Below are 13,945 nucleotides of genomic sequence, written 5' to 3' on the forward strand. Positions count from 1 at the left end.
TCGAGGAAGCCCGTCAAAGGGGCGTCCCGCAATTGGCAGGCCATTAGGCCGCTGCTCGCCGTTTTAACTTCTTCAACCGGCGTCGTTCCGCCTTGCTGAGCAGGTGATCTGGCTTCCCTTCCAGCCGTAAGATTTCCTCGTCTTCTTCGCCAGAGTCGCTCTCGTCTTGCGGCGGAGCAGCCTTGGCGGCGTTACCGGTGATGGTCGGCACTTCGCGGCGCGGCGCTGGTGCCGGTTCAGGTGCCGGTTCAGGTGCCGGTGCGGGCTTCGGACGAGTCTTGATACGCGGCGTCATGATGGTCCGCTCTTCTTCCGCTTCCTGCGATGTCGCAGCGGTCTCGTCTTCCGTCTCGGACTTGCTGCCCCACGAGAACCAACCCTTCTTTGGGGCCGGCTCGGCATTCTCGTCCGATTTCGCTCCGCCAGACGAAGCAGCGACCTTGGCCCCATCAGCAGGGTCTTCGCTGGCCTCTTTTCGCCCCCAAGAGAGCCACGAGCGTTTCGCTTTCACTTCAGCCGGTTCTTCCTCGGCGGGCTTGCTAGCGGCTCGTTTCTTGGCGGCGGCAGGCTTAGGCTCTTCGTTTTCTCCATCCGCTTCGGACTTCGCCTTGCGACCGAAGGAGAACCAGCCACGCTTCGGTTGCTGTTCGCCTGCTTCGTCCTCCGCTGGCTTGCTCGCGGATCGCTTCTTCGTAGCGACAGGCTTGGGCTCGACGCTTTCGCCTTCTTGCTCCGGCTTCGCCTTGCGTCCGAATGAGAACCAACCTCGCTTCGGCTGCTCTTCACTCGCTTCGTCGTCGGCTGGCTTGCTCGTGGATCGCTTCTTGGCGGCTACGGGCTGGGAGGTTTCTTCCTCGGCGTCTTGCTCGACCTTCTTACGGCCAAACGAGAACCAGCCACGTCGTGGTTTGGTTTCGGCTAGATCTTGCTCGTCTTCCTCCGGCTCAGCGGCCTGCTTCTTGGAGGCGGCACGCGAACGTTTTGGTTTGGGTTTCGCAGCGGCGGCCTCTTCGTGGTCGGTGTCTTGCTCGGTCACCACCCGTTCACGCCGTGAGATTAAACCTTGGGCATCAAGCCACACATACCGGGCGTACTGCACCAAACTGGCCAACAGTAACCCAACCCCTAACAGTTGAGCCGCGTGCAGCGTTATTTCCGCAGGTAGTGTACTAGGTAGCATCACCAGGTCTAGCTGCAAGGTTACCCCTAGCAACAACAGCCCACTGCTTAGCGTTGCCACCGCCAACGTGCCGTAGCTTTCTCGAACTTCGATCGCGGCCCGCAAGATCATCGAACCGAAGCCGACACACCAAACAACAGCCCACCAGCCATCGGTTTGGCCAAAGAAACGGAGCTTACTGGCCGTTTCTAGCCCCATGGCCACATCTTGGCGGAAGTTCAGCATGGTGTCTAAACTGGCCAACAGCAGCAAGCCTGCAAACCACAGCCAGCAGCGATAGTAGCCTCGATAGTCATCCAGGCGATGGCGGCGAATGCGATAAATGAGCACCGCCAACAAGGCCGCCACAAACAAGCTGCCAGATGCCAAGTAGGTGCCTAAGCTATCGACCCGGTTGAGATCGGTCCAGCGAATGACGCGGGAAAAATAGTGGTCGAGTGCCAGCAAGCCAGCAATCATCACCACAATGGCCACGTACACCAAAGAAACGTGTACGCCATAAACCGGCACGACGTCGACGATCCGAATTCGTCGTTCGTCAACGGCCGATTTGGAATAAGTGCGCGTCGATTGGTAACCTCCGTGGGATGTATCCACAGAGGTCTGCTCCTTGCCTGAGCGATCATCCATCAATGCCCGGCGTCGACGTTCGTCACGCAGGCCATTCCGCCTAAACTGCATTCTAGATTACCCATCCCTGGTGAAAATAAATGACCACTTCCCTGTGGCATTCAAATCATCCGCCTATAGGACTTTTCGGCAATCGCTCGGACGGATCTGAATGATTGCCGGTGTCTTATTTCAGTCTGGCGACTCACCGCAAATTAAAGCACGCAAAACTCGCAAACTCGTTCGGAATTGCCAGCGGAGCTAGCGACCGGAGACAGGCAGCTATGCCCCTGCCACGACTGGATTACTCAACGTGCCAAGCTTTTCGATTTCCACTTCGACACGGTCGCCTGGTTTGAGAAACACAGGGGGGTTCCGCGCCATACCAACCCCTGGAGGTGTCCCGGTGTAAATCAAGTCGCCCGGTACCAGGGTGCAAATCTGCGAGAGATATGCAATCAGAAAGTCGATACGAAAGATCAATTGGCTTGTCGACGAATCTTGCATGGTCTCGCCGTTGAGGCGGCATTGAATGCGAAGGTTATGAGGATCTTCAATCTCGTCGACGGTTACCAGTTCTGGGCCCAAAGGAGCAAAGCTATCGAACGACTTACCAAGCAACCACTGCTTGCCCGGTTTGCCTTTTTGCCAATCCCGCGCCGAGACGTCATGCCCAACGGCGTAGCCGGCGACGTAGCTCATGGCTTCTGCCTGAGGAATGTTCTTGCCGGTTCTGCCAATCACGACGACTAGTTCTGCTTCGTAATCCACCTCTTTGCTAACCGAAGGGAGCTCGATTGGCGCGTCATTGGCCCGCAAACAAGTCGGAAACTTGTTGAACACCACAGGCTCGTCCCCCACGGTAGCCCCGGTTTCGGCGGCGTGGTCGGCATAGTTCAAACCGATGCACAAGATTTTCTGCGGTTCAACTACGGGGGGCAGCAGCCGGGTTTTGGTCGGATCAAGCAGCTTGCCAGTTTGCGCCGCTTGCAAAATGGCCTCGCGATGCGTCGGTAGCATCGGCAGCAATTGCTTCATCTGGGTGGGCAGCAGCGGGTCGGCCTTGTGCAAATCGACATAGCCATCACCACGTGCAACTGCGGTTCGTGGCCCTGTTTCACTTTGATAGCTGATCAGACGCATTTCGGTCTCACCCTTTCTTCGGCAAAGCCGCTTCAAACCGCAAGAGGCAATTCAAACTCAGAATTCAACTTATCGGAAAAATCCCCACCAGACAACGAGCCTAACCGCAGCAGCAGCCAGGCATTTTTGATCTGAAACAAGAGGCAGCAGAATTCTTATCGCTTTCCTAGAGGCCAAGTTTGCGACTCTAAGGATTCCGACGTACCTTTCAGCACAAAGCAGATTCCACACCTAAATCTCAGACAACGGCGCAATATTTCCATGGCCCTGGAACCGACCTCGAATCCTGGTGCAATTGAGCCCTCGGCTGGTTCTACTCAACCGACCGACAGCCAAGGTCATGCCCTGACGAACCTCCTCGCCTGGGCCGACGAATCTGGTGATGAAGGACAGAACGTAGATCAAATCAACGAGTCCGACAATCAACTCATTCAAGTCCGTCTCGGCATCGCCTCAGGCCTTTTTTATGCCCTGCAAGCCAAACACTTTCCGACGGCGGCTCACTCGCTACGCGTAGCTAAAATGTGTTCGCGTTGGGCCATCGCACTCGATCTGCCGCCGTTCCATCGCGATCAACTGGAAGTTGCCGCGTTGCTTCACGACATCGGCAAGATTGGGGTTCCCGACTACGTTCTGGCCTGCCCCGGTAAGCTCTCCGCCGAAGAACAATTGCTGATGGATCGCAGCCAAGATATTGGCCTGGAAATTTTGTCGGCTTGCTGCGATGGCGAAGAGATCATCGACATCATTCGCTACAACTATGCCTGGTACGACGGCAGCAAGGGAAACTTCGGCCAAACCCAAAACAGCCTCCCCCTCGAAGCCCGCATGCTGGCAATCGTCGATGCCTACGACTCGATGACGGTCGATCAGATCTTCCGTCGCGCTCGTTCGAAAGATCGTGCGATTGCCGAACTGGTATCCTATTCCGGAACCCAGTTCGATCCCGAATTGGTAGGTCATTTCTGCCAGCTTCAAGCCGATCCGCAGCAAATCGCTGGCCACAACACGCGGCACTGGCTGCGAGTGCTTTCGCCGGATCACGCCAATCGACACTTTAAAGCAAACCTGACGGCGATCAAGCGTTCTCACGTCTGCTCGATCTGTGTGTATCAAGACAGTTTCGTCCGACACAATAACGACGCCGTCATCTGCCTTGACTTGAACATGCAGATTATCGGCTGGAACCACTCCGCCGAGCGGATGACCGGTTTAACGCGAGAAAGTGTCGAAGGACATCGCTGGTCGGCGGAACTAATAGGTCTGGCGGACCAACAAGGTCGCAACCTATCTCCTGAATCCGATCCAGTCCGCCAAGCCATTGTCAACAATATTCAATCTGCGCAGGGTCTTTCGATTCGCAATGCCGACAATCGGTTCATCACGGTCGAGGCCCACATTGTGCCGGTTGTCAGGGAAGACGGAACTCGCCTGGGAGCAACAATTCAGCTGCACGATACCTCTGGCATGGAGTCGCTCCACGAGCAGATCGAGTCGCTGCACTATCGCGCCACACGCGATCCCTTGACCCAGCTTGTCAATCGAGCCGAGATGGATCGCGCGTTGACGGAAATGGTCGAGCGTCACTCGTCTCAAGGCAAGGCCTGTAGCGTTATCATTTGCGATATCGACTTCTTCAAAAAGATTAACGATACCTACGGCCACCCGGCGGGGGACGAAGCTTTGGTGATGTTTGCCAAACTGCTGCAAACCCATGCTCGCACTGCCGATATTTGTGCTCGCTACGGGGGAGAAGAGTTTGTGATTCTTTGCCCCAACTGCAATGGCGAATCGGCCTCTTCCCTGGCCGAAGCGATTCGCAGCGAACTCGCTTCGATTTCTCTTTCCGCGTTGGGCGGTAAGGGCATGACGGCCAGCTTTGGCGTCACGGAACTGCAGCGGGGCGACACCGCAGACTCGATCTTGAATCGAGCCGACCGAGCTTTGCTGCAATCGAAAGAAATGGGCCGCAACATCGTCACTCAAATCGGCGGTGGCCTCTCGGAACCGTCCATCAGCGACCGTCGTCACTGGTGGCATCGCTTGTTTGCCAAAGTCGAACCGGAAGTGCTACTCAAGCGAGCCATGAAGACGCGTGTTCCGCTGAACCTGGCCGCTGAAAAAATACGAGGCTTCGTGGTCGATCATCGGGCTGCGGTTCTCGATGTCCAAGAGGAATCGATCAAAATGGTCATCGATGGCGAATCGCTCCCGTTGCAGCGTCGCCAGGCAGACCGCGCAGTCCCCCTGATCATCGAACTCCAGTTCAGCCCGATCACAAGCGGCAACGGCAGCCAACACACGAAAGTGCAAATCTCGATCTCACCACGCCGTAATCGAGATCGTCGTAAACGCGATGCGATCGAGCGAGCCCGACATTTGCTGCAAAGTTTGCAATCGTATCTGGTGGCTTACGAATTCGTCGACACCACCGTCGCCACCATCGACGAAAGCACTTCCTGGTGGAGTCGTCTCTGGCACGGTTCCTCCCAAAAAGAATCGTAGGCGCATAAAAAAAGGCCTGCTTTCACAGGCCTTTCTTCGTTTTGCTTAACCGATTTGCTTGCGCAATTCTTCCGTCAAGTCATCGACTTTCACACGCCACTGATCGAGCGTGTCGCGATGACGAATGGTGACCGTCTGGTCCTGCAAACTTTCGCCATCGATGGTGATACAGAACGGTGTTCCCGCTTCGTCTTGCCGACGATAGCGACGACCGACCGCCCCTTTTTCGTCGTAGAAGACGTTCCAGCTTTTCTTAAGCGTACGGTAAATATCCTGCGCCATCTCCGGCATGCCGTCCTTCTTCACCAAGGGGAAGATGGCCGCTTTGATCGGGGCGATCCGTGGGTGCAGCTTCATCACGGTACGCGTTTGCATGTTCCCCTTGTCGTCCGGAGCTTCGTCTTCGGTGAATGCTTCGCACAAAAATGCCAGCATCGCCCGATCCGCACCAGCAGAAGGTTCGATCACATGCGGCACGAAACGTTCCCCGGAGATATCATCTCGGTAGGACAAGTCTTTGCCACTACCACGATGCTTCGGCTTCCCGTCAGCATTCAACTCAACCGTCATCGGGTTGGTGGATGGATCGAGCTTGCCTTCCATGTGGCTACGCAGGTCGAAGTCACCTCGGTGAGCAATCCCTTCCAACTCGCCATATTCCCCTTCCGGCAGGAACGGGAAGGCGTATTCGATGTCGGCGGTACCAATCGAATAGTGGGCCAACTCCTCAGGCGAATGCTCACGCAAAATGAGCTTCCCCTTGTCTAACCCCATGTCCTGGTACCACTGGAAACGACGTTCGCGCCAATAGGTATACCATTCCGAAGACGAGTCGGGATGACAGAAGAACTCAATCTCCATCTGCTCGAATTCGCGCGAGCGGAAGGTGAAGTTGCGAGGCGTAATCTCGTTGCGGAAGCTTTTACCAACCTGGGCAATCCCAAACGGAACCCGCACGCGGCTGCTATCGACCACGTTCTTGAAGTTCACAAAAATCCCCTGGGCCGTTTCCGGACGCAAGAAAGCCGTGTCAGCTTCGCCACCAAGGGCACCGAGGGTCGTCTTGAACATCAAGTTGAATTCGCGTGGCTCGGTCAACGTCCCCAGCGTCTTGGCATCGGGGCCCAGGACTTGCTCGAAGTCGTCAACCGTTGTCAGCGAAACGAGCGGCCCGTCCCACTTCAGTTCGTCTGCATTCTTGGAACGCATGCCGAAGAACTTGAGGGCCTGGCGTTCGATGTCCGCTTCCGGCGATTCGGAATCGGAACCGGCCGTAGCGAAGATCTTTTTGCCCTTGGCTTCCACCCAACGACCTTGAATCTGATCGTGCCGGTATCGCTTCTTCGACTCACGGCAATCGACCATGTAATCGTGGAACAGATCGTAGTGGCCAGAGCACTTCCAGACCTGGGGGTGCATGATGATCGTGCAGTCGAGCCCCGTCATTTCATACGCGCTCGGTGCCCCGGGAAGCTGCGCCAGGTCGTCGTGCCCGGTGACCATATCTCGCCACCAGGCATCCTTGATATTCCGTTTCAGTTCAACGCCCAGCGGGCCGTAATCCCAAAATCCATTGACTCCTCCATAGATTTCGGAAGACTGAAACATGAAACCTCGTCGCTTACACAACGAGACAAGCTTTTCCATTTCCATGGCGTCGATTCTGCTTGCGTTAGATGGTTGGCGTGGCAGCCGCTTGATTTTTTTGCTTCAAACAGGCTGCGTAAGTCGTTAAGCGGTAAACCATTTAGTGTACCGCAGGGGGCCAAGTGGCGTCTACGTGGGTTGAAAGGGCAAAAACCTCGTATTCCGACGCACTTTCCCTTAGAATTCGGACAGAAATCTCTCCGATAGGTTCATGCAGGCGGCCCAATGCCCAACGATTCGATCAATCCGTTCGCCTCACCGACGGCCTCCACCGATCCCGTCCTGCCCGAGCTAACCCTGGCCGATTTGCCGGAAGGCTGCCTTATGGCAACCGCTGATGCGACGGTGCTGCAGGCAGAGCCTATTTTGGACCTTAAGTTCTTCGCGCAAGTGACACGGATCAAGCTCAGCCTTTTCCTGGGGTTTTTCGGGGCCAGCTGTGTTTCTTTCTTTTTCCTGTACTTCCTCGGCGAAGCTACTCCAATGGAGAAGTGGTTGGTGCTTCCTGTCACCTTTATCACCTCCCCGCTGTTCATCTATATCAGCCAAGACCAGGAAGGCTTTCCTTTCGATTTCAGGCTCGCGAAACGGCTATTGTTGGTGAGGAATCTCGGCATGCAAACGAGACGTAACATCCGCCGCAACTTTTTTGTGATCGAAGAATTCCCAGACGACCAATACCTACCAACTCTCGAAACGATGCTCGATGCAGGCCTAGTCTTTCTAGACAAAGACCAGGGTCTTACGCTGGAAGGTGCCCATTACCATCTTTGTGTTCCCTGGGATGGTATCTATCTGTGTGAGCTTGTCGAACCGAAACGATGGACCAAAAAAGCTCCGCTGGTTCGCCTCATCCTACGTCTGGCCGGAGGACCGTTCGAGATCTTCCTAAGACCAGGAATCAAGCCGCTACTGAGCTTGAACTTCAGCGACCTCAAACAGCAACGGGCCTTTGCCCAAGATTTGCACGATCGAATCACAAGCATGCTGATCGCCAGCCGCGATACGGAAAAGCCGCATCCCACCGTCTCGTCTGACAACCACTCAAGCAGCGAGAGCGCAAGCGCCTAATGTCTGAAGCCGAACCCAACCCGTTTGCCTCGCCGGCGCTCGAGACACCGCAGGTCGAACCGTCGCCAGTTCCGCTGCGCGATCCATCGCGGGACGTAGCCGCCACCGACCTGGCCGTCGTGCAGGAAGTGTCTCCTCCGTGGAATGGACGCGTGCTGACACCCTGGCATTTCCTTTGGGCGCATCTGAGCCGTTATTGGATATACCTGTTGCCGACTGCTTTCATTTTTTACGTCGGCAATCCTATTCTCTCGACGTGGCGAGTCTCGATTTTCATGTCGGTCGCCTTGTTGGTGCTGCTGTTGATGTGGGGGCTGTTCATGTTCAGTTCGAACATGATGGTGCCGTTTTGGTTTGAAGACCGCTACCTTGCGAGCAAGCTGCAACGCGAAGTTCGCTCACGTCCAGAATCGTACACACCAGCCCCTAACTCGACTCACTGCCTGTTTGTGGCCTGCGTTCCACCAGAGAATTGGCAACGGGCACGCCATCAACTCTCGGCCGACGTGGCAATGATGCGGATCGATCCGTATACTGCCACCATTTATCTGGAAGGAGACCAATTTCGCTACCGCATTCCTGTGGCGAGCCTTACTTATTGTTCCGTCGAACACTTCTCCCAACGCTGGACCGAGATCTGGCTGTTGCGACTTAACTTTCAAGCGACAACCGGACCGCAAGAGCTATTCCTGCGGGTAAGTGACGCCGAAGCATTCAACAACCCGACCAACAGCGGGCGGCAAAGGAATGCCGAGAAGTATTGGACACGGATCATCCTGTTACAGCAGCAACACGCCGCCAAACCAACCTCCCCTGTTCCAGGCGGCCCTTCATGAGCAGCGACAATGACAACCCGTTTGCTTCCCCCGAGACATCAAATCTTGATCTAAGCCATCCAGATCCGGACGAGGACTACCCGCTTGTTCCCACTACGCGTGCCGTGATCTCGGAAGTTCCCCCTCCTTATCGAGGCGCTGCCGGTTATGGCTGGGCGATTCTGGCCCGTCGCGTTTCGCAAGTTCTAATCAGCATCATTGGCATTGGATACGGCTTCATCGTAATGACCATGCTGCCTCTATCCCCATGGCAACAGCATTGGGCGCTGGCAGGGCTATTTGTTGTATTCTTGCTCTCGATGTTAGAAAGTCTCCTTATAGGGATCGTCTTCCGCAGCGATCAGCAGTTTTGGCAAGCAAGAATGATCCAGCAATTAAAACGCCGCCCTGATCCCCTGTTTCGCGCCGACCAAGAGCCATACCAATTCGTTACGCTGACCAGCGGAGCGGTCGAGAAGCCGAAACCGTTTCGACTTACCATTGGCCAACCGCACACGCTTGATATCGGTTTGCTTCGTGCTCATATGACACAACGTGAAGTCTTGCTAGAAGGAAACCTGAAGCGTTATCGCATTCCATACGGCAGCCTTTGGAACTGCGAACTGTGCGAACTCCCGCTCGATACGGGCAATACGTGGGTTATACGGCTTGTGCTGGAAACGGACGATGGCCCGCTCGAGCTTCACTTATGCCCTGCAGATGTTATCATGCGAAAGTCCCTGTTCGGACCGGTTCTGGCAAGCACCGCAGAGCCCTTGTCCGCTGAAATACGGCGCTGCTTAGTGCCGGCAGATAAGTGGTGACAATCCGTTCGCATCGGGCATTGCCAGATCTTAGAATCGGGGTAATCCCCATTCCAGCGCACCGAGATTAAGGAACACTGTGTCGGATTCTTCCATCAACCCGTTTGCATCTCCCACGGCCGATATTTCTGAGACGCAGGCCGAAGTTTATCCATTGGTTCCCACAACCAAGGCAGACGTGACCGATGTTCCGGCTCCCTTCGCAAGAACGGCCAGAACGATGGAGCAGCGTTTTCTCCGCGTCCTAAGCGAGAGCATCACCAGTTTCGCCTTAGCGTTGCCGTTTATCCTACTTATCTTTCTCGTCACCGAGTTCTACTCTCTGCGAATGCTTCTGGCGGTGATACTTGGCATTCCGTTTCTCTTGTTTGTCGTTCGTCTGGAGAAAGCAACTGCCCCCAAAGCCTGGTGGCTGCCGAGAATGATCGACCAATTGAAAGTCCGGCCAGGTGCGTTGTTTTCCGCGGAAGAGACACCGTACCAATTGGTCTTCCTGGTGAGTGTTCCGAAAAAGGTTCCCGTATTCCGCCTCTCCTCAGTCATAACCAAGATTGCCGATATCGGCCTGATTCGTTTCGACCTGGGGCAACGTGAGATCTTGCTGGAAGGGGACGCAAAGCGGTACCGCATCCCGCGCGGCAGCCTTTGGACTTTCGACATATACAAACTACAGTTCAACTCCGGCAATCGCGCGGTGGTTCGCATGGTGCTCGATACCGACGACGGACCGCACGAACTTTATCTACTTCCCCTGGAAACACGCACTTGGCACGACCTGATACGTTTCGATTGGGCCCTCGTCCGTCGGGCCGTAGAATTAGCCGAGCAGATCCACCTTGTGAATCACGGCAGCCAACCAACAGATCTGTAGAAAGTTGGATGGAATAAGCGCCAAGCCATTCCTGCAATCCACTGTGACAAGCATGAAACCGCTTGCCAAACGTCATACGGATTCCAAGACACGGGCCAGAGGCACCGTGGCACACAGAGATAGTCAGCTACTTGCCAAACCAATATTCCAGCCGGGCTCGGCAACCTGAGCCGGCGCTTAAATCAGCAGATCATCCCACGGGCCAGTGATGGCGAAGGTGATGCCAGGGGTTTGGATGTTGGCGAACAGCCACTTTCCGTCAGGGCTGAAAGTAGAACCGGCCCATTCTTTGTCGACGTACGAGCCCTTAAAGCCGTTGATCTCACCTTCTAGCACGATGTTGTTTTCGGCGAAGGTGTTCAAGCGACCATCTTTGGTCAGGGTCAACATCCGTTGCGGCAGCGGTGCTTCGCCGGCGTAGTCGTTGTCTTCGCACAAAATCAAACCGCCCTGGGGGCTCACGCACAAGTTGTCCGGCATGTTAAGCGTTCGCTTGTTGCGTGATTCGTACAGCAGCGAGACCGTTTCCAGATTGGGATCGTATTGCCAAATTTGTCCTGCCTTGGCAGCCCCGCCGTCGGTCGCGTCGAAGTAGATCAGCCCGTTGCCATACCAGCAACCTTCCAAACGCGAGAAGGTCGAGCCCCCAAGCTTGCGTCCTTGCTCGTAAACGGTTTCAACCGGCTGACTGGGGTCGCGCGATTCCAGCGTCGGATTGGCGATACGATGCCAACGCACGGGGAAACTCGATCCGTCGTGAAAGCCACCTTGCAGATTAGGCTGACCGATCACCTCGGCGATCTCTAACGTACCGCCAGCGGCCAGCTTGCCAGGCTGGTTGGGGCGAAAGCGATAGAAACCAGCATCGCCAGCGTCTTCGGTAAGATAGACATAGCCTGACTTGCGATCGATGGCGACTGCCTCGTGGACGAAGCGGCCCATCTCTTTAATGGGTTCTGCCGAAGCGGTTCCTTGCGAGGGGACTTCAAATACCCAGCCGTGCGTTTGCCCGTACTTGGCCAGGTCGTTCCCATCTTTCTGATCGACGACGGTCTCTTCGCAGGTAAGCCAGCTTCCCCACGGGGTCACCCCGCCAGCACAATTGCGGACCGTGCCAGAGATCGCCCCGAAACTTTCGATCCAGCGATCGAGCTTGGTATCGAAGATCAACTGCGTACAACCGCCGGTCGCGTGGTTGTCGTAGGGATTGCCATCTTTAAATTGAAACGGCTTACCAACGGTACTGACCTCGTGATTACGTGTCAGCATTAACAGATCGTCCGACTTGGAGACGACCCCCATCCCATCGTGCATTGGTGGGGTTATCTGACCGTCGTTCATCTCGTCGCCGGTCCAACCGTACGAGATATAGCGAAAACCTTCCGGCAACTTGAGCAGCGGCAAGCCGGTGGTCTCGTCCGCCACGGGGATCAGCGGTTGCGACTGCTTGACCGTTTCGCCTAAGGCCGTGCGGGCCCCCAACGTCGAGAACGCTCCACCCACGGCGAAAGCTCCGAAAACGGAAAACGTATCGCTTAAAAACTCACGACGTGATTTAGAGCCGGCCATAGACTTCTTTAATTCTCGGAAAGGAACAAACTCGATGAATGGATGTCTGCGCGAGAAAACGAGGGATTATTCGCTTTGCCTGAGGCGAATTCCAGTTTTCTGTTGATTGCCCTTGTTAAATTCCCAGCACAAACGCCTTTAAGAGTAGCTCGAAACTTACCGAATCGAGGCGAGAACTGGCAAGATGCTTAACGATTTCTTCATCGACTTTTCTTCGTACCTTAGGCAGGTGCTGCGCTAAACTTCAGCCCCACGATCGCGATCCCCAGCAAAACCAGGAAAAACAGTCGCCAAACGGTGACCGGTTCATTCAGAACGGCCATTCCCAAGATAGCAGTCCCTGCCGCGCCAATCCCCACCCACACGGCGTAGGCCGTTCCGATGGGTAACTCCTTGGTCGCCACCGAAAGCAAATACATGCTGGCGACAATCGCCGCTAAGGTGATTGCAGAGGGCCAAGGGCGGGTGAACCCTTGGGTGTACTTCAAACCCACCGCCCAGACAATTTCTAACGAACCGGCCAATAATAAGATCCACCAAGCCATGGACATAGCTCCTACGACACGAGGTTAAAACTTCGTGCGTCGTCTTGTCCTAACCGGGTACGGCGCGTCTCGTCCGGGGCCAAACAGGGGCCAATGCAGAAGAATTGTAGTTCGAACTGCCCGTTAATCAACGTCTATCAGCAGCACCAGACAGTTTTCCGTACCAGCCGCCCACGAACTAAAAGTTGGGGGTCGGGGGACGATAGTGCGACAGTTCGATCCCTCGGAACCAGTCGATCGTCTTCTTGAGCCCTTCGCGCAGCTGCGTGGTGGGCTCCCAGTTGAGGTGCTTACGAGCCAAGGTAATATCAGGCTGCCGCTGCTTCGGATCGTCCGCGGGCAAGTCGGTGTAAATGATCTTCGACTTCGATTCGGTCATCTCGATCACAATTTCAGCAAGCTGCTTGATGGTGAACTCGTTGGGATTGCCGATATTGATGGGGCCAACCTGGTCGCAACCCATCATCTTGATAATGCCAGCGACCAAGTCATCGCGGTAACAGAACGAACGTGTCTGCGAACCGTCGCCGTAGATCGTAATCGGTTCCCCGGTGAAAGCCTGGCGAATGAAGTTCGAGATCACGCGTCCATCATACGGGTGCATCCGAGGGCCATACGTATTAAAAATTCGCACGATGCGCACCGGCACTTTGTTCATGCGGTAGTAATCCATGCACAGCGTCTCGGCGGCACGCTTTCCTTCGTCGTAACAGGCCCGCGGGCCAAGGGTGTTCACACTGCCACGATAGGTTTCCGGCTGCGGATGAATTTCTGGGTCGCCATAAATTTCGCTCGTAGAAGCAAACAAGTAGCGAGCCTTGCAGCGTTTGGCCATTCCCAGCAAATTGATCGATCCCATCACAGATGTTTTCATCGTCTTGATGGGGTTGTACTGATAATGGCCGGGCGCGGCTGGGCAGGCCATGTTGTAGATCTCGTCCACTTCCAGATAAAGCGGGTGAATCACATCGTGCCGAATGATCTCGAAATTCGGCTGCGTCAGCAAATGGGTCACATTTGATTTCTGGCTGGTAAAGAAGTTATCGACACAGATAACATCGTGCCCTTGCTCTACCAAGTTCTCGCAAATCCGCGAGCCCAAAAAACCGGCTCCGCCCGCCACCATAATGCGTTTGATCTGAGGCATCGAGTTCAATTCACCCTAA

11 protein-coding genes and 1 riboswitch are annotated in these 13,945 nt (G+C 55.3%); of the genes, 5 read left to right on the top strand and 6 right to left on the bottom strand.

What is annotated here, in order from left to right; all coding sequences use genetic code 11:
* Positions 1–43 precede the first annotated feature (43 nt).
* Both DTL42_RS23300 and DTL42_RS23305 read right to left on the bottom strand, forming a co-directional pair.
* Positions 44–1,777 (bottom strand): hypothetical protein, encoded by a 1,734-nt coding sequence (locus DTL42_RS23300; protein WP_147274414.1) that lies wholly within the window; start codon positions 1,775–1,777, stop codon positions 44–46.
* A 294-nt stretch (positions 1,778–2,071) separates the two neighbouring features.
* Positions 2,072–2,932, bottom strand: a complete 861-nt coding sequence (locus tag DTL42_RS23305; RefSeq protein WP_114372733.1) for a fumarylacetoacetate hydrolase family protein — start codon at positions 2,930–2,932, stop codon at positions 2,072–2,074.
* A 261-nt stretch (positions 2,933–3,193) separates the two neighbouring features.
* Here DTL42_RS23305 and DTL42_RS23310 point away from each other — a divergent pair, with 261 nt between their 5' ends.
* The gene (locus tag DTL42_RS23310) at positions 3,194–5,437 is read left to right on the top strand and encodes a diguanylate cyclase domain-containing protein (RefSeq protein ID WP_114372735.1); all 2,244 of its coding nucleotides are present in this window, start codon (positions 3,194–3,196) and stop codon (positions 5,435–5,437) included.
* Positions 5,438–5,482: 45 nt separating this feature from the next.
* Here the strand turns inward: DTL42_RS23310 and DTL42_RS23315 are convergent, their stop codons facing one another.
* Positions 5,483–7,084: a glycine--tRNA ligase gene (locus DTL42_RS23315; protein ID WP_114372964.1), complete on the bottom strand. Its 1,602-nt coding sequence runs from the start codon at positions 7,082–7,084 to the stop codon at positions 5,483–5,485.
* A gap of 225 nt (positions 7,085–7,309) precedes the next feature.
* Here DTL42_RS23315 and DTL42_RS23320 point away from each other — a divergent pair, with 225 nt between their 5' ends.
* The 4 genes from DTL42_RS23320 (at position 7,310) to DTL42_RS23335 (ending at position 10,665) form a co-directional block, all read left to right on the top strand.
* Positions 7,310–8,155: a hypothetical protein gene (locus DTL42_RS23320; RefSeq protein ID WP_114372737.1), complete on the top strand. Its 846-nt coding sequence runs from the start codon at positions 7,310–7,312 to the stop codon at positions 8,153–8,155.
* Positions 8,155–8,991, top strand: coding sequence for a hypothetical protein (locus DTL42_RS23325; protein WP_114372739.1), 837 nt, complete (start codon positions 8,155–8,157; stop codon positions 8,989–8,991). Before DTL42_RS23320 ends, DTL42_RS23325 begins: the two co-directional genes overlap by 1 nt.
* Positions 8,988–9,794, top strand: coding sequence for a hypothetical protein (locus DTL42_RS23330; protein ID WP_114372741.1), 807 nt, complete (start codon positions 8,988–8,990; stop codon positions 9,792–9,794). The genes DTL42_RS23325 and DTL42_RS23330 overlap by 4 nt, the downstream gene beginning before the upstream one ends.
* 79 nt (positions 9,795–9,873) lie before the next feature.
* Positions 9,874–10,665, top strand: a complete 792-nt coding sequence (locus tag DTL42_RS23335; RefSeq protein WP_114372743.1) for a hypothetical protein — start codon at positions 9,874–9,876, stop codon at positions 10,663–10,665.
* A gap of 177 nt (positions 10,666–10,842) precedes the next feature.
* On the opposite strand, the gene DTL42_RS23340 is transcribed toward DTL42_RS23335, so the two are convergent.
* From DTL42_RS23340 to DTL42_RS23350, 3 genes are all read right to left on the bottom strand, one after another.
* Positions 10,843–12,234: an alkaline phosphatase PhoX gene (locus DTL42_RS23340; protein WP_114372745.1), complete on the bottom strand. Its 1,392-nt coding sequence runs from the start codon at positions 12,232–12,234 to the stop codon at positions 10,843–10,845.
* Positions 12,235–12,455: 221 nt separating this feature from the next.
* Positions 12,456–12,779: a DMT family transporter gene (locus tag DTL42_RS23345; protein WP_114372747.1), complete on the bottom strand. Its 324-nt coding sequence runs from the start codon at positions 12,777–12,779 to the stop codon at positions 12,456–12,458.
* 33 nt (positions 12,780–12,812) lie between these two features.
* Positions 12,813–12,876: riboswitch (guanidine-III (ykkC-III) riboswitch) on the bottom strand.
* A gap of 81 nt (positions 12,877–12,957) precedes the next feature.
* Positions 12,958–13,926, bottom strand: a complete 969-nt coding sequence (locus tag DTL42_RS23350; protein WP_114372749.1) for a UDP-glucuronic acid decarboxylase family protein — start codon at positions 13,924–13,926, stop codon at positions 12,958–12,960.
* Positions 13,927–13,945 lie beyond the last annotated feature (19 nt).

It is taken from the genome of Bremerella cremea (assembly GCF_003335505.1).
Classification (GTDB): domain Bacteria; phylum Planctomycetota; class Planctomycetia; order Pirellulales; family Pirellulaceae; genus Bremerella; species Bremerella cremea_A.

Bases quoted from the DNA above. Each gene is read 5' to 3' on its own strand.
- DTL42_RS23305 (WP_114372733.1), bottom strand. From the start codon at position 2,932: ATGCGTCTGATCAGCTATCAAAGTGAAACAGGGCCACGAACCGCAGTT.
- DTL42_RS23310 (WP_114372735.1), top strand. From the start codon at position 3,194: ATGGCCCTGGAACCGACCTCGAATCCTGGTGCAATTGAGCCCTCGGCT.
- DTL42_RS23315 (WP_114372964.1), bottom strand. From the start codon at position 7,084: ATGGAAAAGCTTGTCTCGTTGTGTAAGCGACGAGGTTTCATGTTTCAG.
- DTL42_RS23320 (WP_114372737.1), top strand. From the start codon at position 7,310: ATGCCCAACGATTCGATCAATCCGTTCGCCTCACCGACGGCCTCCACC.
- DTL42_RS23325 (WP_114372739.1), top strand. From the start codon at position 8,155: ATGTCTGAAGCCGAACCCAACCCGTTTGCCTCGCCGGCGCTCGAGACA.
- DTL42_RS23330 (WP_114372741.1), top strand. From the start codon at position 8,988: ATGAGCAGCGACAATGACAACCCGTTTGCTTCCCCCGAGACATCAAAT.
- DTL42_RS23340 (WP_114372745.1), bottom strand. From the start codon at position 12,234: ATGGCCGGCTCTAAATCACGTCGTGAGTTTTTAAGCGATACGTTTTCC.
- DTL42_RS23345 (WP_114372747.1), bottom strand. From the start codon at position 12,779: ATGGCTTGGTGGATCTTATTATTGGCCGGTTCGTTAGAAATTGTCTGG.
- DTL42_RS23350 (WP_114372749.1), bottom strand. From the start codon at position 13,926: ATGCCTCAGATCAAACGCATTATGGTGGCGGGCGGAGCCGGTTTTTTG.